We start from the raw sequence: 21,212 nt of genomic DNA on the forward strand, positions 1-21,212 counted from the left end.
TCCGCGCATCGAGGCGCGTACCGCATGCCGATCTCCGCAACGCCCCGTCCATCGGGTTCTTCGGGCAACGCACCCGCCGTCACCAACGGCAAGGCGTTGGCTGTCGTGACCACGATCTTCTTCATGTGGGGCTTCCTGACCTGCCTCAATGACATCCTGATCCCGCACCTGAAGGCGGTGTTCGAACTGAACTACGCCAAGGCGATGCTGGTGCAGTTCACCTTCTTCGGTACTTACTTCCTGATGTCGCTGCCGGCGGGCCGCCTGGTGGCGGCGCTGGGCTACAAGAAGGGCATCGTGGCTGGACTGGTGATCGCCGGCATTGGCGCGCTGGGCTTCTGGCCGGCGGCCGAACTGCGCGTGTACGGCGCCTTCCTCGGTGCGTTGTTCGTACTGGCCACGGGCATTACCGTGCTGCAGGTCGCCGCCAACCCGTACGTCGCGCTGCTGGGCCCGGAACAGACCAGTTCCAGCCGCCTGACCCTGGCGCAGGCGCTGAACTCGCTGGGCACGGCCATCGCGCCGATCTTCGGCGGCATGCTGATCCTGTCCAACACTGTCAAGAGCGCTGACGACATCGCGGCGCTGCCGGCGGCCGAGCAGCTGGCCTACCGTGCCGCCGAGGCGCAGGCCGTGCAGGGACCGTACGTGGGCCTGGCCGTGGCGCTGGTGCTGCTGGCGCTGTTCGTGTTCCTGTTCCGCCTGCCGGCGCTGAGCGACGCCACCGAGCAGGCCGACCAGGGCCACCACCACAGCTACCTGGATGCGCTGCGCAAGCGCCACCTGCTGCTGGGCGTGCTGGGCATCTTCTTCTACGTCGGCGCTGAGGTGTCGATCGGCAGCTTCCTGGTCAACTACCTGTCGATGCCCAACATCGGTGGCTTCAGCGAACAGGAAGCCACGCACTACGTGTCGGCCTACTGGACGATGGCGATGATCGGCCGCTTCGCGGGTTCAGCGCTGCTGGCGCGCTTCTCGCCCAGCCGCCTGCTGGCGATCTTCGCGCTGGTCAACGTGGCGCTGCTGGTCACGACCATGCTGAGCTCCGGCAACATCGCGCTGTACTCGGTGGTGGCGATCGGCCTGTTCAACTCGATCATGTTCCCGACCATCTTCGCGCTGAGCATCGAGCGCCTGGGGCCACTGACCAACAAGGGCTCCAGCCTGCTGATCATGGCCATCGTCGGCGGTGCCGTGGTGCCGTACCTGCAGGGCGTCCTGGCCGACCACATCGGTGTGCAGGCCAGCTTCATCCTGCCGCTGCTGTGCTACGGCTACATCATTTTCTACGGACTGGTCGGCGCGCGTACGCCGGCCTCCGCAACGCAGGGAGGCTGAGTCCGGAATGGGTGCCATCGTTTGCTTCGGCGAAATTTTGATCGATCTACTAGCGCAGCCGCCGGCCTCGGCCGACACGCCGCGCGCCTTCCTGCAGTACGCCGGTGGTGCACCGGCCAACGTTGCCGTTGCGGCCGCACGGTTGGGTGCGAAGACGCAGTTCGTCGGCACGCTGGGCCGCGACATGTTCGGCGACTTCCTGGCCGACAGCCTGGTCGAGCACGGCGTGGGCACGGATTACATCGTGCGTACCGATGCGGCCAAGACCGCACTGGCCTTCGTCGCACTGGATGCCAGCGGCGAGCGCAGCTTCAGCTTCTATCGCCCGCCGGCAGCCGACCTGCTGTTCCGTGACAGCGACTTCCAGGCGGCGTGCTTCGACAGCGCACAGTGCTTCCATGTCTGTTCCAACAGCCTGACCGAAGCGGCCATCGCCGAGGCGACCTTCGCCGGCATGGATCGCGCGCGTGCGGCTGGCGCGGTGGTCAGCCTCGACCTCAATCTGCGTCCGGCGCTGTGGCCGGCGAACGAGGACCCGACACCGCGCCTGTGGCAGGCGCTGGAACGCGCCGACCTGGTCAAGCTGTCGCGCGAGGAGCTGGACTACCTGGCCGCGCCGCTGGGTGCCGATGGCGAGGCAGCGGTACTGCGGCGCCTGCTCGCTGCGCGCGCGCGCTGGGTGATCGTCACCGACGGTGCGGCCACGCTGCACTGGTACACGCGCGACAACCACGGCACGATCACAAGCTTCCGCGTGGCTACCGTCGACACCACGGCGGCTGGCGATGCTTTCGTCGGTGGCGTGCTGGTTGGGCTGCTGGAGCGCGGCGGCGCCGGTGCCGGTTTTGCCGCCTTCTGCAAGGACCCGGAGGCGATCACCGCCACGCTGCGCTTCGGTGCTGCGGTCGGTGCGCTGGCTGTTACCCGCAAGGGCGCGTTCGCCGCGATGCCCTCGCTCGATGAAGTGCAGCAGCTGCTGCAGGCCCAGGACATTACCGCATGAGCACCTCCCCCGACTTCCGTTCGCCCGCGTTCCTGCGCGCGCATATCGCCGACACGATGGCGTTCTACCACCCGCGCTGCATCGACCCGAACGGTGGCTTCTTCCACTACTTCCGTGACGACGGCAGCATCTACGACGCCAACCATCGCCATCTGGTGAGCAGCACGCGTTTCGTCTTCAACTATGCGATGGCCTACCGCGAATTCGGCAACGCCGAATACCGTGAGGCAGTCGAGCACGGCGTGCGCTACCTGCGCGAGGTGCACCGCAACCCGGCCACCGGCGGTTACGCCTGGACCCTGCGCGATGGCAAGGTCGAGGATGACATGAACCACTGCTACGGCGTGGCGTTCGTGCTGCTGGCCTACAGCTGCGCACTGAAGGCCGGTCTCGAACAGGCCCGCGCATGGATGGACGAGACCTGGCAGCTGCTGGAAGCGCGCTTCTGGGAGCCGCAGCACGGCCTCTACAAGGACGAAGCCGATGGGCAGTGGAATTTCACCGGCTACCGTGGCCAGAACGCCAACATGCACATGTGCGAGGCGATGCTGGCCGCCTTCGAGGCCAGCGGCGAACAGCGCTATGTGGAGCGCGCGCTGCAGCTGGCCGACAACATGACCCGCCGCCAGGCCGCCAAGGCCGGTGGCCTGGTGTGGGAGCACTACGATTCCAACTGGGAGATCGACTGGGACTACAACCTGGACGACCCCAAGCACCTGTTCCGCCCGTGGGGCTTCCAGCCGGGCCACCAGACCGAATGGGCCAAGCTGTTGTTGATCCTGGACCGCCATGTGCAAGTCGACTGGCTGGTGCCGACCGCGCAGCACCTGTTCGACGTGGCCGTGGCGCGCAGCTGGGACGAGGCGCGGGGTGGCCTGTACTACGGTTTCGCGCCGGAGTCGCGCCGGCAGCCGGGCATGGATGGCGCCCCGATCGGTGGCGACAGTTTCGTCTGCGACGACGACAAGTATTTCTGGGTGCAGGCGGAGACGCTTGCGACCGCCGCACTGATGGCCAAGCGTACCGGCGATGACCGCTATTGGCAGTGGTACGAGCGTATCTGGGCGTATTCGTGGGAACACTTCGTCGATCACCGGTACGGCGCCTGGTTCCGCATCCTCGATGCCGACAATCGCAAGTACAGCGACGAGAAGAGCCCGGCCGGCAAGGTGGATTACCACACCATGGGTGCGTGCTACGAAGTGTTGAACGTGGTGCGTTGAGGTTGGCGCGCCGGGCATGGCCCGGCGCTGCCGTGAACTGGACTTGCAGGTAGCGCCGGACCATGCCCGGCGGAAAGACAGGAGCATCCCGTGCATCGCCTTCCCCTCGTTGTCCGCCTGCTCCTGCTGCTGATCGCGGCGTCCGCCTTCCCGGTCGCTGCCACGCCGCTGCAGGCACAGTGGGAGTTCCGTATGCTGCCCGGCGACGCGCAGGGCGCCGCTCATCCAGGTCTGCAGCAATGGCGGGCGGCGACGGTGCCGGGCAGCGTGCACACCGACCTGCTGGCTCACGAACTGATCCGTGATCCGTATGTCGGCGCACCAGAGGCCGAACTGCAATGGATCGGCCTGGCCGCCTGGGAGTACCGCGCCCGCTTCGACGTGGATGCGGCGACGCTGGCCAAGCCCAATGCCGAGCTGCGCTTCGACGGTCTGGATACCTACGCCGACGTCAGCCTCAACGGCAAGCCGCTGTTGCGCGCGGACAACGCGCACCGGACCTGGCGCGCGCGCGTGAATGGGCGCCTGCGGGCCAGGGACAATGAACTGCAGATCGTGTTCCGTTCGCCTATCCGCACCCTGCTGCCGGGCGTGCAGGCAATGCCGCACAAAATCGCTGGCAACTACCCGTCGCCGTATGGCGATGAGCCGAAGGAGGCGATGGTCGGCAACTTCGCGCGGAAGCCGGCCTACCACTTTGGCTGGGACTGGGGGCCTCGCTATGTCACCGCCGGCGTCTGGCGCGGGGTTGACCTGCAGGCCTGGGAGGCTCACCGCCTGACCGATCTTGCGGTGCGTACAGATGCATTGAGCGCGGAGCAGGCGAAGCTGGCCGTGCTGCTGCAAGTGGAGCAGGGCGCGGCGGCGGGCTCGGCCGTGGTGAATGTGGATGTGCGCGATCCGCAGGGCCGCAACGTGGCCCAGGTGCAGCGCACGGTGCTGCTGAAGCCCGGCCAGAACAGCATCGAGGTTCCGGTTGAACTGGCCGATCCGCGGCGCTGGTGGCCAGTCGGCCACGGTGCGCAGGACCGCTACATGGTGCAGGCCCGCCTGGACCAAGGTGGCACGCCGGAGCTGGCGCGCGAACAGCGCATCGGCCTGCGCACGGTCGAACTGCGCCGCGAGGAAGACCGCAAGGGCGGGCAGGGCTTTGCCTTCGTCATCAACGGCGTGAAGATCTTCGCCAAGGGCGCTAACGTCATTCCGTTCGATGCCTTCCCCGCGCGCGTCGATGCCGCACGCCTGCGCCAGGTGCTGACGGCCGCGCGCGACGCAAACATGAACATGCTGCGCAACTGGGGCGGCGGCTACTACGAGGACGACGCGTTCTTCGACATCGCCGACGAACTGGGCCTGCTGGTGTGGCAGGACTTCATGTTCGGCGGCGGCATGCAGCCGGGCTACGATCCGGCGTTTCGTGCCAACGTGGTGGCCGAAGCACGCGACAACGTACGTCGTCTGCGCCATCACCCCAGCATCGTGCTGTGGTGTGGCAACAACGAGGAAGAAACCGCCTGGAAGGACTGGGGCCACGGCCGCGACCTGAAGGCGGCCGACCCGGCATTTGCGGCGAAGGTCTGGCAGGGATACGTCGACCTGTTCGGCAACGACCTGCGCCAGGTTGTGGGCGAGGAGGGGCTGGGCGTGCCGTACTGGTCCAGCTCACCGAGCAACGACCTTGACGAGAAGGCCAACGATTCAACGCGTGGCGACAAGCACTACTGGCAGGTCTGGGGCAATCCGGCGTTGCCGGTGCAGGCCTACCTGCGCGAGACGCCGCGCTTCATGTCCGAGTACGGGCTGCAGGCGTGGCCGTCGGTGGCGACAGTGGACCAGATCGCCACCCGCGCCGAACAGCGCATCGACAGCCCGGTGATCCGCGCGCACCAGAAATTCATGGCCGGCGAGGGCAACAGCCGCCTGCTGCACTACATCGAACTGGGTTACGGCACGCCGAAGGACTTCGAGGACTTCGTCTATCTCAGCCAAGTGATGCAGGCCGATGGCATCGCACTGGCGGCGCTGCATCATCGCGCCTCGCGGCCATACACGATGGGTTCGCTGTACTGGCAGCTCAACGATGTCTGGCCCGGCGCCTCGTGGTCCAGCGTGGACTATTTCGGCCGCTGGAAGGCGCTGCACTTCGCCGCGCGGCGTTTCTTCGCGCCAGTGACGGTGGCAGCGCTGCGCGACGAGGGCAGCACGCGGGTGCGCCTGATCAATGATGGCGCCTCACTGGAAGCGCGCTGGCGTCTGCGGGTGATGGACGTGGAGGGGAAGGTGCTGCGTCGTCGCGAGGAAACGGTGACGTTGGTGGCGGCGGGTGTCACCTCGATGGGCGATTTCAGCGATGCAGAGCTGCTGGCCGGTGCCGACCCGACGCGTACGGTGGCGGTGTTCGAGTTGCTGCAGCACGGCGACGTGAGCGCGCGGCAGGTGGTCGGTTTCGTTGAGGCCAAGGACCAGCTGTTGCCGCGGCAGAAACTCAAGGCCACGTTGTCCATCGAAGGGGACCACTATCGTCTGCGGCTGGAAAGCGCGGCGTACGTGCGCGCGGCGTGGATCGACTTCGGCGCGCTGGATGTGCAGGTCGAAGACAACCTGCTGGACCTGCTGCCGGGCGAAACACGTGATATCGCGGTGCGCGGCCCGGTGGATCTGGTTACCCTGCGCGAAGCGCTGAAGGTGAAGACCCTCAACGACCGTTGAGGGGTTTCCCGCTTTGGTAGGTGCCAACCTTGGTTGGCACACCAGCAGCATGCCAACCAAGGTTGGCACCTACCATTTTGCTTACAGCTGGATCTGCTGGAAATTCTCGACCCGTTCGTGGCCGTTGGCGGCCTGGCCGGTACGCGGCATCGGGTAATCATCCAGGCGATCGATCAGGCGGGTCTGCAACCCGGCTTCGCGGGCGGCATCCAGTTCTTCCACCACATCGGACAGGAACAGGATCTCGCCGGCCGGTACGCCGATGGCCTGCACGATGCGGCGGTAGCTGTCGGCCTCGCGCTTGCCGCCGACTTCGGTATCGAACCAGCCCGACACCAGCGGGCTGAGGTCGCCGGCGTCGCTGAACCCGAAGAACAGCTTCTGCGCCGGCACCGAACCGGAGGAGTACACGTACAGCGGCAGGCCGGAAGCGTGCCAGCCCTTCAGCACCGGCGCCACTTCCGGGTAGAAGTGCGCGGTGTAGTCGCCACGGCGGTATCCTTCGTCCCAGATCAGCCCCTGCAGCGCCTTCAGGGCGGTGTGCTTGCGGTCCTGGTCGATCCAGCCCTGCAGCGTCTCGGCTACCAGATTGTCCTTGCAGGCACCGCCGATCTCGGTAGCCACCGCGTCCAGCCAGCGGCGGACTTCAGGCTGCTGGCCATGCTCGGCGACAAACGCGGGCAACGCCTTGCGCGCATAGGGGAACAGCACGTTCTTGACGAACGAGATGCTGCTGGTGGTGCCTTCGATGTCGGTCAGGATGACGCGGGCTTGCATGGATCAGGACGCCTGGGTGGGTACGTAACGAGGGAACTTCTGCGCGATGTCGGTGCCGGTGAAATGGCCGACCCAGCCGTCCGGCTCGGTGAAGAAGCGGATCGCCACGAAGCTGGGTTCCTCGCCCATGTCGAACCAGTGGGTGGTGCCATCGGGCACGGCGATCAGGTCGTCCTTCACGCATTCGATCTCATAGACCTTGTCACCCACGTGCAGGGTGAACAGGCCCGAGCCAGCAACGAAGAAGCGCACTTCGTCTTCCTTGTGGAAGTGCTCGTCGAGGAACTTCTTGCGCAGCTCGGCGCGATTCGGGTTGTCCGGGGCGATCGAGGCTACGTCCACGCTCTTGAAGCCGCGCTCGGCGACCAGGCGGTCGATGTCAGCGCGGTAGGCGGCGAATACTTCCTCCTGGCTGGCGCCCGGTGCGACGGGCGCGGTGGCCTGCCAGCGCTCGAAGGTGACGCCGATCTTCTGCAGCTCGGCAGTGATGACCGCGCCGTCCTGGGTGTCCAGCAGCGGCGAATCGGGGCGGGTGTCGTCGTAGATGCGCAGTCGGCTCATGGCGGCAGCTTGAACGTCTCGGGGGGAAGACAGGGTAGCAGGGTGGGTGTAGGGCGCAGATTCCGGATCGGCATCTGCACCTGCGCGCCGGTTCAGCCGCGCAGCCTGCGCAGCTCCAGTTCGCAGTGGAACAGGAACTCGAACGCTTCCAGGTGGCGGCGTGCCTCGGCCATGTCGCGGCCCCAGGCGTACAGGCCGTGGCCATCGATCAGATAGCCCCACAGGTTCTGCCGGTCGAGCAGGTCATCGACCTGCTTCGACAGCACGTTCATGTCCTGGGTGTTGGCGAACACCGGCACATCGATGGCCATTTCGTGGGTACTGTTGCCGGCGAAGGCCTTCAACAGCTCGTAGCCTTCCAGGCGGATATGACCCTGCGGCGCGTACAGGCGCGAGGCGATGGTCTGCACCGGAGAGTGCGTATGCAGCACGCAGCCGACCTCCGGGAAGCGGCGGTACAACTGGGTGTGCAGCAGGGTCTCGGCGGACGGGCGCAGCGGACGGCCGACGGCCTGGCCGTCGAAGTCCACCACCATGATGTCGTCCTCGATCAGGCGGCCCTTGTCCTTGCCGGACACCGTGATCGCCGCGTGGCGATCGTCCAGGCGGTGGGAGAAGTTGCTGCTGGTGGCCGGGGTCCAGCCGGCATGGGCCAGTTCGCGGACGTTGTCGATCAGCAGCTGGGCCAGTTCGCTCAGGCGCGCGGTGTCGTAGGGGAAGGTGGGGGCGTTCATGCCGACGATTTTACTGGATTCGGCCAACGGCTGAGCCCCTCGTGGCGGGTCGTATAGAGCGGTTCATGGGCGGGGCGGGGCAGGTGGGCCGTGCAGGGGACGCTGCAAGTACGTCCCTGTAAGCTCGATGGCGCCATCCATGGCGCCAGCGCCCCTACACGGCCCACCCGCCCCGCCTCTGACAGGTTCCGGTGTACGGCCGGCCACGGAGTGAAGAAGGAAAAGCGAAAAGCGGGTCGCGGCGCTGCGCTTGCTCGGAGCCGAGCATGGCTCGGCTCTACAGGGAATTCATCGACCGGAGAGAATTCATCTCTCAGACGCAATTCATCCACGCATGGCGTGGATCTACCGGACGTGCCAGGAGACTGTCGGAGGCGGGGAGGGGGGAGGTTGCGGGGGAGTGAGCCGCATGGATGCGGCGACCGAGCTTACAGGGATGTACTTGCAGCGTCCCCCGCAATCTCCCCCCTCCTCGCCAAACCCTCAGTCCAGCTGTTGCTGTTGACGTTGCTCCAGCGGGTGCAGGGCCGCAGGCCCTGCAATGCAAAAAACCCTACTTCACACGCAGCCGGCTGTGCCTGAAGCCGTAGCAGAAATAGATCACGAAACCGACGAAGGTCCAGACGCCCATCAGCATCCAGTTGTGCATCGTCATCGCCGACAGCAGGGCAACGCAACTCAGCACCCCCAGGCTGCAGATCAGCCAGGCCATCGGCATGCGGAACGGGCGCGGCAGGTCCGGCTGGGTGCGGCGCAGGATCAGCACGCCGGCACACACCGCCGCGAACGCGATCAGCGTGCCCATCGAGGTCAGCTCGCCAAGGATGTCCAGTGGGAACAGCGCCGCCAGCAGCGCGATGCCGATGCCGGTGATCACCGTGTTGATGTGCGGGGTGCGGTACTTCGGGTGGATCCTGGTGAACACCGGCGGCAGCAGGCCGTCGCGCCCCATGATCATGAAGATGCGCGGCTGGCCGATGATCATCACCAGTACCACCGAGGACAGGCCGACCAGCGCGCCGACCTCGACCACCCAGCGCAGCCAACCCAGCTGCGGATGCGCGGCCACCGCGGTCACCACCGGTTCGTCGGTGCCCAGCAGCTGGAACGGCACCAGGCCGGTCATCACCGCCGCCATCGCGATGTAGAGCACGGTGCAGACCACCAGCGACAGCATCATGCCGATCGGCATGTCGCGCTGCGGATTCTTCGATTCCTGCGCCGCCACCGACACCGCCTCGAAGCCGATGTAGGCGAAGAACACCATCGCCGCGCCACGCAGCACGCCTTCCATGCCGTACTTGCCGGGGCCTTCATTGGCTGGGATGAACGGCGTCCAGTTGCTGGTGTCCACGTACTTCCAGCCGACCACGATGACCAGCAGGATCAGGCCGGTCTTGAGCACGACCATCGCCATGTTCATTGCCGATGACTTGCTGATGCCGACGTAGCACAGCCAGGTCAGCAGCAGTACCAGCGCAGCGGCCGGCAGGTTGGCGATCGCGCCGGTGGGGCGCAGCTGTGCATCGAGTGGCGCACTGACCAGCGCCGCCGGTAGATGGATGTCGAACTGGCTGAGCAGGCTGAGGAAATAGCCGGTCCAGCTGACCGCCACCGCCGACGCAGAGACGCCGTACTCAAGCACCAGCATCCAGCCGATGAACCAGGCCGACAGTTCGCCGAAGGTGGCGTAGGTATAGGTATAGGCGCTGCCGGAGACCGGCACCATCGAGGCGAACTCGGCGTAGGCCAGCGCGCAGAAGGCGCAGCAGATGGCGGCCAGCACGAACGACAGCATGATCGCGGGGCCGGCGTGGTTGGCGGCGGCCTGGCCGGTGATGACGAAGATGCCGCCGCCGATCACGGCACCGATGCCGAGGGCGGTCAGGCCCCAGGGGCCGAGGTGGCGGCGCAGGCTCAGGCCGTTGGCGTCTTCATGGGCGGCATGCGGGTGCTTGGTGGCCCACAGTTGCTTGAACATGTGTGGTGGTCTTGTCGAAGCGCGCGGTGTCTGGCGCGCGGGGAAAACGGACGGGCCGGCACAGGGCCGGCCCGTAGGCGGATCAGGGTTACTGGGCCAGCTTGCTGTTGCGCATGCCATAGCCGAGATAGATCAGCATGCCCAGCACGGTCCAGCCGACGAACAGGTGCCAGTGCACCACGAACGCCTGCCAGAACAGGAACAGGCAGGCCGCAGCGCCAAGCGGGCAGATGATCCACACCGCCGGCACGCGGAACGGGCGATGGATCTCCGGCTTGGTATAGCGCAGCACCAGCACGCCGATGCAGACCGTGGCGAAAGCCAGCAGGGTACCCATCGACACCAGTTCGCCCAGCACGTTCAGCGGCACCAGGCCGGCCAGTGCGGCGGCGATCACGCCGACCACGATCGTGGCCCAATAGGGTGTGCGGAAACGAGCGTGGACCTTGCCGAAGAACTTCGGCAGCAGGCCGTCGCGGGAAATGGTGTAGGCGATGCGGGTCTGGCCCATCATCATCACCAGTACCACCGAGGACAGGCCGGCGATGGCGCCGATCTCGACCAGGGTCTTCAGCCAGGACAGGGTCGGGTAGGGCTCCAGCGCGGTCGCCACCGGCTTGTCGGTGCCCAGCAGGTGGTACGGCATCATGCCGGTCAGCACCGCGCAGACGATGATATAGACGATCGTGCACACGGCCAGCGAGCCGAGCAGGCCGATCGGCATGTTGCGCTGCGGGTCCTTGGTTTCGCCGGCGGCGGTGGAGACCGCATCGAAACCAATGTAGGCGAAGAACACGATGGTGGCCGCGCGGAAGATGCCGCTCCAGCCGAACTCACCCGGCACGCCGGTGTTTTCCGGAATGAAGGGCTGCCAGTTGGCCGGATCGATGTGGGCCGCGCCGATGCCGATGAACAGGCAGATGACGGTGACCTTGATCGCCACGATGATGGCGTTGACGAATGCCGACTGGGTCACGCCCACGTACAGCAGGCCGGACACCGCCGCCACGATCAGCACCGCCGGCAGGTTGAACAGTTTGCCGGAAGATACGAACTCGCTGCCGGTCCAGGCGATGGGTGCGGCGCTGAGCAGGTCCGGGAAGGGCATGTGCAGCGTGGTGGTGATGAAGCTGATCAGGTAGGCCGACCAGCCCACCGCGACCGACGCCGAGGCGAACAGGTACTCCAGCACCAGGCACCAGCCGATGAACCAGGCCATGCCTTCGCCGAGGGTGGCATAGGAGTAGGAGTAGGCACTGCCGGAGACCGGCATCATCGCCGCGAACTCGGCGTAGCACAGGCCCGCCAGGGCGCAGGCGAAGCCGGCCAGCACGAACGACAGCATCACCGCCGGGCCGGCGTGGTTGGCTGCGGCCTGGCCGGTCAGCACGAAGATACCAGCGCCGATCACCGCACCCACGCCAAGCAGGATGAGGTGTTTAGCCGTGAGGGTCCGTTTCAACGTGGCTTCGCCGTCCAGGCTGCCTTCGATGGGTTCGCCGGCATCGACGTGCCCGGCCGGCTGGACCGGCTTGACCCTCAACAGAGCTTTCAGCATGCAGTACTTCCTAATGATCGGATGGGGTGGGCCGCCGATACGTTGCCGGCAACCTTGAATGGTGAAGGCCGTGCGAACGGCCCGCTGTACCTTAGCCAAAGCTGAAGCCAACGCACAAGCGCAATCGCAACAATGAACGGCGATAATGAGCAGTATTTTTCCGAACCGCCCCCATTCATGCGCCAGACCGCCGAAACCCTTGCCGTGCTTGACGATCGCCTGCGCGGCCTGTTGCGGGACTATGCCCGCCGCGAGCCCGCCTACGACGCACTGGCTGCCGAATTCGGCACATTGCTGGACGATCCAGAAGATCCGTTCCGTCGCGAACGGCTGGCCGGGCATTTCACCGCCAGCTGCTGGCTGGTCAGTGCCGACGGCCAGCGCCTGCTGCTCACCCATCACCGAAAGCTGCAGCGCTGGCTGCAGCTGGGCGGTCACGCCGACGGCGACCGTGATCTGGCGCAGGTGGCGCTGAAGGAAGCCGAGGAGGAGTCCGGGCTGAGCGGCCTGGTACTGGAAGACCCGGCCATCTTCGATCTGGACAAGCATTGGATTCCGGAGCGCAAGGACGTGCCGGGGCACTGGCACTACGACGTGCGTTTCGTGATCCGGGCGCTGGGTGGCGAGGCCTTCGTGCTCAGCGAGGAATCGCTGGACCTGGCCTGGCGGCCGGTAACCGAGGTCGCGGCCGACCCCGAATCGGATGAATCCATGCAGCGCATGGCGCGCCGCTGGCTGGCACGTTGATGCTCTCGGACGGCTGTGCCGCGTTTGTTGCGGCTCATGCGTGTGGCGAGGCGAAGCAGGATGCTGCCCTTGCGATGATCAAGGCTGCATTGCCAGTCATCACATCCATCGACTGGGAGCGCGTGCCATCACGCCTGGAGGTCCCCGGGGTGGGGCGGGAGCGGCTGGCGCAGGAGTTGAGCGACATTGCAGATGCTGTTGGCTTGCCAAGCGAGGCTGCGTTGACGGTTGTCCAGGTGGATGGGGCGGTACCTTCGCTGGGCAGCCGCCTGCAGGACTGGCTGGTTCATGCCGAGGAGCTGGATTTCGTCGATACGCTGTTCCTGTCGATGGAAGACAGGGTTCTGATCCATTGGGACTTTTACAAGAACCTCCACGCCGTAAGGTTCTGAGGTGTTCCATCCACGCATGGCGTGGATCTACTGCGGGATCGCGCGAAACGCCAGTAGATCCACGCCATGCGTGGATGGCGCGATGCCGGAAGCACTCCGCCGGGGTATGCCCGGCGACGCCTTGCTCAATACAGAATGCGCGTCCGCAGCGTGCCCGGAATCGCGGCCAGCTCGTCGCGCACGGCGGCGGCCTGTGCCTCGCTGGCGGTGATGTCGATCACCACGTAGCCCACCTTCGGGTCGGTACGCAGGAACTGGCCGTCGATGTTGACGTTGTGGCGCGAGAAGATCTCGTTGACCTTGGACAGTACGCCCGGCACGTTCTGGTGGATGTGCAGCAGGCGCAGGCTGTCTTCGTGTTCGGGCAGGGTCACTTCCGGGAAGTTGACCGCCGACAGGGTGCTGCCGTTGTCGCTGTAGCGCACCAGCTTGGCTGCCACTTCCACGCCGATGTTGTCCTGCGCTTCCAGCGTGCTGCCGCCCACGTGCGGGGTCAGGATCACGTTGTCGTGGCGGGTCAGCGGCGACTCGAAGATATCGCCGTTGCCCTTCGGTTCGACCGGGAACACGTCCAGCGCGGCACCGCCGACGTGGCCGCTGGCCAGCGCAGCATCCAGCGCATCGATGTCGACCACGGTGCCGCGCGCGGCGTTGATCAGGTGCGCACCCTTGCGCATCTTCGCCAGCTCGGTGCTGCCGATCATCCACTGCGTGGCCGGCGTCTCCGGCACGTGCAGGGTGACGATGTCGGCGCGCGCCAGCAGGTCGTCCAGGCTGGCCGCGGCACGCGCATTGCCCAGCGCCAGCTTGGTTTCCACGTCGTGGAAGATCACCTGCATGCCCAGCGATTCGGCCAGCACGCCGACCTGGGTGCCGATGTGGCCATAACCGATGATGCCCAGCGTCTTGCCACGCACTTCATGGCTGCCGCTGGCCGACTTCGACCAGCCGCCGCGATGGCATTCGGCGTTCTTCTGCGGGATGCCGCGGGTCAGCATGATCGCCTCGGCGATCACCAGCTCGGCCACGCTGCGGGTATTGGAATAGGGCGCATTGAACACCGGGATGCCGGCCAGTTCGGCCGCATCCAGGTCGACCTGGTTGGTGCCGATGCAGAAGCAGCCCACTGCGATCAGGCGCTTCGCCTCGGCCAGCACCTCGGCGCTGAGCTGGGTGCGCGAACGGATGCCGACAATATGTGCCTCGGCGATGCGCGCCTTCAATTCGTCCTCGGGCAGCGCCTTGGTGTGTGCCTCGATCTGGCTGTAGCCGGCGGCGCTGAACACCTCCACGGCGGTCTGGCTGACCCCCTCCAGCAACAGCACGCGGATATCCTGCTTCGGGAACGAGGTCTTCTTCGGCGACATGGGGCAACACGGCCAGTGGGACAGGGGCCAACCACTATGCCAGATCACGGCGCTCATGGTGCAGTGCGCAATTGGTTGCATCCGTAGCTATCTGCCTGTCTGCAGGGCTGGACGCTGGCGCGTGCCGCTGGCACGCTTGCCCGTTCTTCACGCCCCGCGCTGGACCGTCATGACCGATTCCCGCATTGCCTCGCTGCAGCAGGCCTGTCCCGGCCTGAAGCTGAAGACCGACCCGGCCGACCTGGAGCATTACGGGCGCGACTGGACCCGGCGCTGGACGCCGGCGCCGCTGGCGATCGCACTGCCGGCCACGGTCGAGGAGGTACAGGCGGTGATGCGCTGGAGTGCCGCCGAGGGCGTGGCGGTGGTGCCGTCGGGCGGCCGCACCGGCCTCTCGGGCGGCGCGGTGGCGGCCAACGGCGAGCTCGTGCTCAGCCTGGAGAGGATGAACAGGGCGCTGGACTACGACGCGGTCGATCGCACCCTGGTGGTGCAGGCCGGCATGCCGCTGGAGGCCGTGCACAACGCCGCGCTGGACCACGGCCTGATCTACCCGGTGGATTTCGCCGCGCGCGGCTCGTGCACGATCGGCGGCAACGTTGCCACCAATGCCGGCGGCATCCGAGTGATCCGCTACGGCAACACCCGCGAGTGGATCGCCGGGCTGAAGGTGGTCACCGCCAGTGGCGAACTGCTCGAGCTCAACAAGGGCCTGATCAAGAACTCCAGCGGCTATGACTTCCGCCAGCTGTTGATCGGTTCGGAGGGCACGCTGGGCGTGATCGTCGAAGCCACCGTGAAGCTGACCGACCCGCCGCCGGCCAGCAACGTGATGCTGCTGGCCGTACCCAGCTTCGAAGTGCTGATGCAGGTGTTCGCCGCGTTCCGCGCGCGCCTGCAGCTGCAGGCCTTCGAGTTCTTCACCGACCGCGCGCTGGAGCATGTGCTGGCGCACGGTGCGCAGGCGCCGTTCGACGAGGTGCACCCGTACTACGTGGTCACCGAGTTCGCCGCCAACGACGAAGCGCAGGAAGCGGCGGCGATGGCGGCCTTCGAGGACTGCATGGGCAACGGCTGGGTCAGCGACGGGGTGATCAGTGCCAGCGACGCCCAGGCCGCCCAGCTGTGGCGCCTGCGCGAAGGCATCACCGAATCGCTGGCGCGCTACAAACCCTACAAGAACGACGTCTCGGTACGGATCTCGGCGATGCCGGCGTTCCTGGCAGAGACCCAGGCACTGATCGGGCAAGCCTACCCGCACTTCGACGTGGTCTGGTTCGGCCACATCGGCGACGGCAACCTGCACATCAACGTGCTCAAGCCCGACGACACCAGTGACGCCGATTTCGTGGCGCAGTGCGAGCACGTCACCAAGCTGCTGGCGCAGGTGCTGGCGCGTTTCGATGGCAGCATCTCGGCCGAGCATGGTATCGGCCTGGTCAAGAAGGGCTACCTGGACAGCACCCGCGGCCCGGCCGAAATCGCGCTGATGAAGGCGGTCAAACGCGCGTTCGATCCCCAAGCGCGGCTGAATCCCGGCAAGCTGTTCGACGCCTGAGCCGGGCAAATCCTTCACGCACCCGTTACGCTCCACGCATCCTCACAACCGGCTTCGAACCGATGACCCGTAAGCTTCTGCTGCTCGCCCTGCTGTCCCTGCCGCTGGCCGGCTTCGCTTCCAGCTTCGCCGGCACCTCGGCCGGTTCGGCCACCGGCGCTTCCTCCGGCTCCTCGGGCAGCAGCTCGGGTGATGACAAGGTGGTGCTGGCCGCGCGCGACGATGCCGCTGCGTTCGTTGCCAGCGACGGCCAGATCCGTGGCGCCCGCCTGCAGGCCGCGCTGGTCCACCTGCGTGAGCAGAGCGCCACCGCACAGCTGCAGAGCGACCTGGAACTGGCCCGCGCGCTGCTGGCCCGTTGATCCGGCCTTCGGGTAGTGCCGGCCGCTGGCCGGCAACTGCATGACATCTGCACGGAACGCCGCCACGCTTGGCGTGGCTCTACTGCTGACCGCCCACGTCGCGCCTGCAGCTGATCGCCTGCAGCTTGATCCGTCCGGTCTCGATCCGGCACAGCAGCGGCTCGCCAGCCAGACCCTGGCCGACGTGCAGTCACTATTGCCGGACGGCCTGCTGGCTGCGTTGCCGGCGCAGGTGCGGGTGCGCTGGACGGATGACCTGCCGGCCGATGTGCATGGCCGCACCTTCGCTGGCCGTATCGTGCTGCGCCGGAGTCTGCTGGGCGACAGTGCGCCGGGCGCCCGGCGCGCACGCCGCAGCGCGCTGGTACACGAACTGACGCACGTCGCCGACCGTGGCGGTGCGAACTGGTCGCAGAGCATGCGATGGCGTGACCTCGCGGGTTGGCAGCGCAAGCCCTGGCATCTCGGCCGTGGCGACAACGACTTCCGTGACCGCAGCCCCGATGCGTATGAACTGAAGGACCCGGCCGAGTACCTGGCAGTGAACGCCGAGCATTTCGTGCTCGACAGCGAGTTCGCCTGCCGGCGCCCGGCACTGGCGCGGTGGTACCAGGCCCATTTCGGAACCCCGCCATCGCTGCCGCAGTCGCACTGCGCGACCGCGTTGCCATTGCTGCAGGCCGAATCGGAAGAGGGGGCGGCATCGCTGCTGCAGCTCGACCCCGCGCGTGTCTACGCCGTGGATTACCTGTTCGCCGAAGGCAGCGCGCAGCCGATGAGCCGCTGGGGCCACAGCATGCTGCGATTGGTGATCTGCAGGCCCGGGCGCGCACCGGGGCCGGACTGCAGGCTGGATCTCGAACACCACCGCGTGCTGTCCTTCCGCGCGTTCGTGGGCGACGTGCAGATATCCAACTGGCGCGGCTTGACCGGCGGCTACCCGTCGCGGCTGTTCGTGCTGCCGCTGCAGCAGGTGGTGGACGAGTACACCAAGGTCGAACTGCGCGGCCTGCAGTCGCTGCCATTGCGGCTGCAGCGCGATGAGATCGCCAGCCTGCTCGAGCGCACCGCCCAGGTGCACTGGAGCTATGACGGGCGCTATTACTTCGTCAGCAACAACTGTGCGGTGGAGACCGCCAAGCTGCTGCAGGCCGGAGTGCCGCGGCTGGGCGAGGCCGGGCTGGCCCAGCTGAGTCCGCGCGGTCTCAAGCGCCGGCTGGCGCGGCTGGGCATGCTCGACGAGCGGGTACTCACGGACCGCAACGCTGCGCAGGCACAGGGCTATTACTTCGCTTCCGCGCGCGACCACTACCAGCAGTTGTTCACAGTGGCGGCGACCCAGCTGAGCCTGCCCGCCCGCGATGTGCGCGGCTGGTTGAAGCTGCCGGCGGAACAACGGGCACCGTGGCTGCTGAAGGGCGACCTGCGCGCCAGTGCCGGCCTGCTGTTGCTGGAACAGGCCGCACAGCGGCGTGCCGAGCTGCGGGCACGCGATGTGCTCAAGCGGCAGCTGCTGGCTGCTGCGGACAGCGCGGAAACCCGCAGCCTGCGCGGCCTGCTGGCGCAGAGTGGGCAGTGGTTGCGCCCAGGGACGCTGCTGCAGGACGGCGGCTATGGGTTGCCTCTGGGCGACGAGCAGGTACTGCTGTCTGCGGCCGTGACCACTGCCAGTGCGCAGGCGGTACCGGCATGGCAGGCATTGCGTGTGCAGCTTCGCCAGCAGTTGCCGGCGCGGCAGCGTGAGGAAATGGATGCGATCGACGCCAATCTGGCCGCGCTGGGGGCACACCTGCGCACGCAGGCCGCTGGACCGGCTACTGGCGCGGCAGTTCGATGACGAAACGGCTGCCGCCACAGCTGCCGGGCGTGCAGTAGGCATGGCCGCCATGTGCATCGGCGATGGCCTTGACCACCGCCAGGCCGAGCCCGCTGCCACCGCCCTGGCGCGAACGTGAGCCGTCGGCGCGCATGAACGGAGTGAAGATGTCGGCATGCAGTCCCGGATCAATGCCCGGGCCTTCATCCTCGATGGCCACCTGCACATGGCCCGGCGTGTCATGCACGGCGATGCGCACCTTGCCTGGGCTGGCATAGCGACGCGCGTTCTCCAGCAGCGCCAGCAGCGCCTGGCGCAGGCGCGTGGGATCACAGTGCGCGTTGTGTTCCTCGCGGCTGGTTTCCAGTTCCAGCACGAAGCCCGCAGCGCGGAACTGCGGGTCGACCAGCGTCATCACCGAATGCACCTCGGCCACCACGTCGGTGCGTGCGCGACGCACGTCCAGCCGCGCATTGTCGGACAGGCTCAGCACGCGCAGATCTTCAATCAGTCGCGACAGCCCTTCGACCTGGGCGAGCAGGCTGCGGAACTGCGACTCGTCCGGCTGGAACACGCCCTCGGCCAGTCCCTGCAGGCGGCCGCGCAGGATCGTCACCGGAGTACGCAGCTCATGTGCGATGGCCGCATGCCACATCGCGCGCTCGCTCTCCATGTGCTGCAGGCGGCGCGCCATCGCATTGAAGTCCTCAACCAGGGTTGCCACTTCGCCCGGCGAATTCTCCTCGACGTTGGCGCGCGCCCCAAGGTCACCGCTGGCGAGCGCACGCACGCTGTCCACCAGCGAATTCAACGGCGACAGGATGCGGTGGGCGAGGCGGAACGAGGCGGCGATGGCCAGCGCCAGGCCGGTCAGGATCACGCCCACCATCCATGCAAGCTCCGGCCCGGTCGGCAGCCAGCTTTCCGGCTCTTCGGTACTTCCGGGGAAGAACTCGACCAGCACCGCGTACAGCAGCCACGACGACAGGATCATCATCACGATGACGCCGATCACCATCAGCGACATCGAGACGATGATGTGGCGGCTGAGCCCGGAACGGCGCAGTCGGGCCATCAGCGGTCAGCCATCAACCGGTAGCCGACGCCGCGCACACTGGCCGGAACATTGACCATGCCCACTTCGTCCAGCTTGCGGCGCAGCTTGCTGACATGGCTGTCGACAGTGCGCTCCAGCGCTTCGCTTTCCGGCAGGCATTCGTGCATCAGCTCGCTGCGGCTGAAGATGCGGGTCGGTGCCAGCGCCATGCAGTGCAGCAGCTTGAACTCGGTGAGCGTGAGCAGCACTTCGTGACTATAGCCTTCGCCCTCCACGTGCACGGCGTGGGTGGCCGAGTCGATCAGCAGCGGGCCGACGCGCAGCGCAGTGGGCGCGTCCACGCGCGAGGCGCGCAGCGTACGCCGCAGCACCGCGCGCACGCGCGCCGCCACCTCGGCCGGGTTGAACGGCTTGACCACGTAGTCGTCGGCACCCATGCGCAGCGCGGTCAGCTTGTCCAGGTCCTGGTCCAGCGCGGTCAGCATGATCACCGGCGTCTCACCACGCTGGCGCAGCTGGGTCAGCACGCTCCAGCCATCCAGGCGTGGCAGCTGTACATCGAGCAGGACCAGGTCGGGGCGGGCGCTGCGATGCAGGTCCAGTGCGCTATGGCCATCGGCCGCGCGCAGCGTGCGCAGTCCTTCGCGTTCCAGGTAGGCGCTGAGAATATCGGCGATCTCGGCCTCATCCTCGACGATCAGGACCAGGGCGGCGAGGGCGGGGGAGGCATGCATGCAGGGGCGGGGCCGTAAGGTGCTTGCCTCCATCGTATCTCCACAGTTCCTCCATCGAAACCCCATCATTGCCACGCACACTGCGCGCTTCAGAACCTATCCGCCGCCTGCGCGGCATTGTGCACAGCAATGAGAACCTTCAGGACTCCGGTCGCGTTGATCGCGGCCCTCGCCCTGGCCATGACGGCCTGCTCAACCCCCGAAGCCACTCCCGAAGCCGCACCGCGTGTCAGCGTGGTCACCGTCGGCCCGCAGGTGGTACAGCGCGATGACGAACTGCCCGGCCGCGTGGCTGCCGTGCGCACCGCACAGATCCGTGCCCAGGTGGGCGGCATCGTGCAGCGCCGCCTGTTCGACCAAGGCGCAGAAGTGAGCGCCGGCCAGGCCCTGTTCCAGATCGATCCGGCGGCGTTCCGTGCAGATGTTGATTCGGCACTGGCAGCCCTTCAGCGCAGCGAAGCGGCGCTGGGCCGCAGCCGCGTGCAGTCGCAGCGCCTGCATGCGCTGGCCGCCGCACAGGCGGTCAGCCAACAGCATCGCGACGATGCCAGTGCCGAGTACGAACAGGCCCGTGCCGCGGTGAACGAAGCGCGCGCGATCCTGGCCCGTCGCCAGCTTGACCTGCGCTATGCCACGGTCAGCGCGCCGATTGCCGGCCGCATCGACCAGGCGCTGGTGGCCGAAGGCGCACTGGTGGGCGTGGCCGATGCCGAGCCGATGGCAGTGGTGCAGCAGATCGACCAGGTCTATGTCGATGTGCGCCAACCGGCGGCGCAGCTGGAGTCTCTGCAGCGCAGTGCCGCCGGTGGCGGCGAGCTGCCGGTGACGATCATCGGTGCCAGCGGCAAGCCACTGCCCGAACGCGGCCAACTGCTGTTCTCCGGCATCAATGTCGATGCGCGAACCGGTGATGTCATCCTGCGCATCCTGGTCGACAACCCGCAGCGACAGCTGCTGCCCGGCATGTACGTGCGCGCGAGGGTGCCACGTGGCGCGCCGGCCAGTGCATTGACCGTGCCACAGCAGGCGGTGCTGCGCAGCGCCGGTGGCCAGGCCTATGCCTGGGTGATCGGCGCCGACGGCAAGGCGGTGATCCGCACGCTGGAAGTGGACGGCAGTGTCGATCGCCAGTGGCTGGTGCGCACGGGCCTGAAGGCCGGCGAGAAGGTGGTGGTCGAGGGCCAGGAGCGCCTGCAGGAAGGCGTGGTGGTCGATGCGCGCGACTGGCAGATGCCGGTCGCCAGCGCCGGTGCAGTGCAGGCCGGCAGCAAGGGCTGAGCCTTTCCGGGGCCGGT

General features: G+C 66.9%; 18 protein-coding genes. 10 read left to right on the plus strand and 8 right to left on the minus strand.

What is annotated here, in order from left to right; translation table 11 throughout:
* Positions 1-24: 24 nt before the first annotated feature.
* The 4 genes from fucP (at position 25) to ACM0O9_RS17670 (ending at position 6,273) form a co-directional block, all read left to right on the plus strand.
* On the plus strand, positions 25-1,338 hold the full coding sequence (fucP, locus tag ACM0O9_RS17655) for an L-fucose:H+ symporter permease (RefSeq protein ID WP_005416346.1): 1,314 nt from the start codon (positions 25-27) through the stop codon (positions 1,336-1,338).
* A 7-nt stretch (positions 1,339-1,345) separates the two neighbouring features.
* Complete coding sequence (locus ACM0O9_RS17660) at positions 1,346-2,341, plus strand: carbohydrate kinase family protein (protein WP_065184967.1); 996 nt, start codon at positions 1,346-1,348, stop codon at positions 2,339-2,341.
* Positions 2,338-3,564, plus strand: a complete 1,227-nt coding sequence (locus tag ACM0O9_RS17665) for an AGE family epimerase/isomerase (RefSeq protein WP_065177594.1) — start codon at positions 2,338-2,340, stop codon at positions 3,562-3,564. Before ACM0O9_RS17660 ends, ACM0O9_RS17665 begins: the two co-directional genes overlap by 4 nt.
* A 90-nt stretch (positions 3,565-3,654) precedes the next feature.
* Positions 3,655-6,273, plus strand: a complete 2,619-nt coding sequence (locus ACM0O9_RS17670) for a beta-mannosidase (RefSeq protein WP_329888927.1) — start codon at positions 3,655-3,657, stop codon at positions 6,271-6,273.
* An 81-nt stretch (positions 6,274-6,354) separates the two neighbouring features.
* Here the strand turns inward: ACM0O9_RS17670 and mtnC are convergent, their stop codons facing one another.
* The 5 genes from mtnC to ACM0O9_RS17695 form a co-directional block, all read right to left on the minus strand.
* Positions 6,355-7,050 (minus strand): acireductone synthase, encoded by a 696-nt coding sequence (gene mtnC / locus ACM0O9_RS17675; protein ID WP_134955628.1) that lies wholly within the window; start codon positions 7,048-7,050, stop codon positions 6,355-6,357.
* Positions 7,051-7,053: 3 nt separating this feature from the next.
* The gene (locus ACM0O9_RS17680) at positions 7,054-7,611 is read right to left on the minus strand and encodes a 1,2-dihydroxy-3-keto-5-methylthiopentene dioxygenase (RefSeq protein ID WP_065177596.1); all 558 of its coding nucleotides are present in this window, start codon (positions 7,609-7,611) and stop codon (positions 7,054-7,056) included.
* Positions 7,612-7,703: 92 nt separating this feature from the next.
* A complete protein-coding gene (locus ACM0O9_RS17685; RefSeq protein WP_057497058.1) occupies positions 7,704-8,345 on the minus strand; it encodes a methylthioribulose 1-phosphate dehydratase in 642 nt (213 codons plus the stop codon).
* 553 nt (positions 8,346-8,898) lie between these two features.
* Positions 8,899-10,326 carry an amino acid permease gene (locus tag ACM0O9_RS17690; protein ID WP_005416353.1) on the minus strand — a complete coding sequence of 476 codons (1,428 nt, stop codon included), beginning with the start codon at positions 10,324-10,326 and terminating at the stop codon, positions 8,899-8,901.
* 88 nt (positions 10,327-10,414) lie between these two features.
* The gene (locus ACM0O9_RS17695) at positions 10,415-11,884 is read right to left on the minus strand and encodes an amino acid permease (protein WP_111200478.1); all 1,470 of its coding nucleotides are present in this window, start codon (positions 11,882-11,884) and stop codon (positions 10,415-10,417) included.
* 132 nt (positions 11,885-12,016) lie between these two features.
* On the opposite strand from ACM0O9_RS17695, the gene ACM0O9_RS17700 reads away from it, so the two are divergent.
* Together ACM0O9_RS17700 and ACM0O9_RS17705 are read left to right on the plus strand one after the other, a co-directional pair.
* Entirely contained in the window at positions 12,017-12,631 is a 615-nt protein-coding gene (locus ACM0O9_RS17700; protein WP_235649554.1) for an NUDIX hydrolase, read from the plus strand.
* Entirely contained in the window at positions 12,631-13,023 is a 393-nt protein-coding gene (locus tag ACM0O9_RS17705; RefSeq protein WP_065184959.1) for a hypothetical protein, read from the plus strand. The genes ACM0O9_RS17700 and ACM0O9_RS17705 overlap by 1 nt, the downstream gene beginning before the upstream one ends.
* Before the next feature lie 125 nt (positions 13,024-13,148).
* Here ACM0O9_RS17705 and serA read toward each other — a convergent pair whose 3' ends face one another.
* Positions 13,149-14,390, minus strand: coding sequence for a phosphoglycerate dehydrogenase (serA, locus tag ACM0O9_RS17710; RefSeq protein WP_005409458.1), 1,242 nt, complete (start codon positions 14,388-14,390; stop codon positions 13,149-13,151).
* A gap of 169 nt (positions 14,391-14,559) precedes the next feature.
* On the opposite strand from serA, the gene ACM0O9_RS17715 reads away from it, so the two are divergent.
* The 3 genes from ACM0O9_RS17715 to ACM0O9_RS17725 all read left to right on the plus strand — a co-directional run bounded on the left by ACM0O9_RS17715 (position 14,560) and on the right by ACM0O9_RS17725 (position 18,147).
* A complete protein-coding gene (locus ACM0O9_RS17715; RefSeq protein WP_065184957.1) occupies positions 14,560-15,948 on the plus strand; it encodes a D-2-hydroxyglutarate dehydrogenase in 1,389 nt (462 codons plus the stop codon).
* A 62-nt stretch (positions 15,949-16,010) separates the two neighbouring features.
* Entirely contained in the window at positions 16,011-16,310 is a 300-nt protein-coding gene (locus ACM0O9_RS17720; RefSeq protein WP_005416358.1) for a DUF2388 domain-containing protein, read from the plus strand.
* Positions 16,311-16,350: 40 nt separating this feature from the next.
* Positions 16,351-18,147, plus strand: a complete 1,797-nt coding sequence (locus ACM0O9_RS17725) for a DUF7844 domain-containing protein (protein WP_065184955.1) — start codon at positions 16,351-16,353, stop codon at positions 18,145-18,147.
* Here ACM0O9_RS17725 and ACM0O9_RS17730 read toward each other — a convergent pair.
* Positions 18,125-19,201, minus strand: a complete 1,077-nt coding sequence (locus ACM0O9_RS17730) for an ATP-binding protein (protein WP_065184954.1) — start codon at positions 19,199-19,201, stop codon at positions 18,125-18,127. The genes ACM0O9_RS17725 and ACM0O9_RS17730 overlap by 23 nt on opposite strands.
* Positions 19,201-19,917 carry a response regulator gene (locus ACM0O9_RS17735; RefSeq protein ID WP_005416361.1) on the minus strand — a complete coding sequence of 239 codons (717 nt, stop codon included), beginning with the start codon at positions 19,915-19,917 and terminating at the stop codon, positions 19,201-19,203. Before ACM0O9_RS17735 ends, ACM0O9_RS17730 begins: the two co-directional genes overlap by 1 nt.
* A gap of 129 nt (positions 19,918-20,046) precedes the next feature.
* On the opposite strand from ACM0O9_RS17735, the gene ACM0O9_RS17740 reads away from it, so the two are divergent.
* Complete coding sequence (locus ACM0O9_RS17740) at positions 20,047-21,195, plus strand: efflux RND transporter periplasmic adaptor subunit (protein WP_414604135.1); 1,149 nt, start codon at positions 20,047-20,049, stop codon at positions 21,193-21,195.
* The last annotated feature ends 17 nt before the right edge of the window (positions 21,196-21,212 follow it).

This window comes from Stenotrophomonas sp. FR012 (genome assembly GCF_047520565.2).
GTDB lineage: Bacteria > Pseudomonadota > Gammaproteobacteria > Xanthomonadales > Xanthomonadaceae > Stenotrophomonas > Stenotrophomonas sepilia.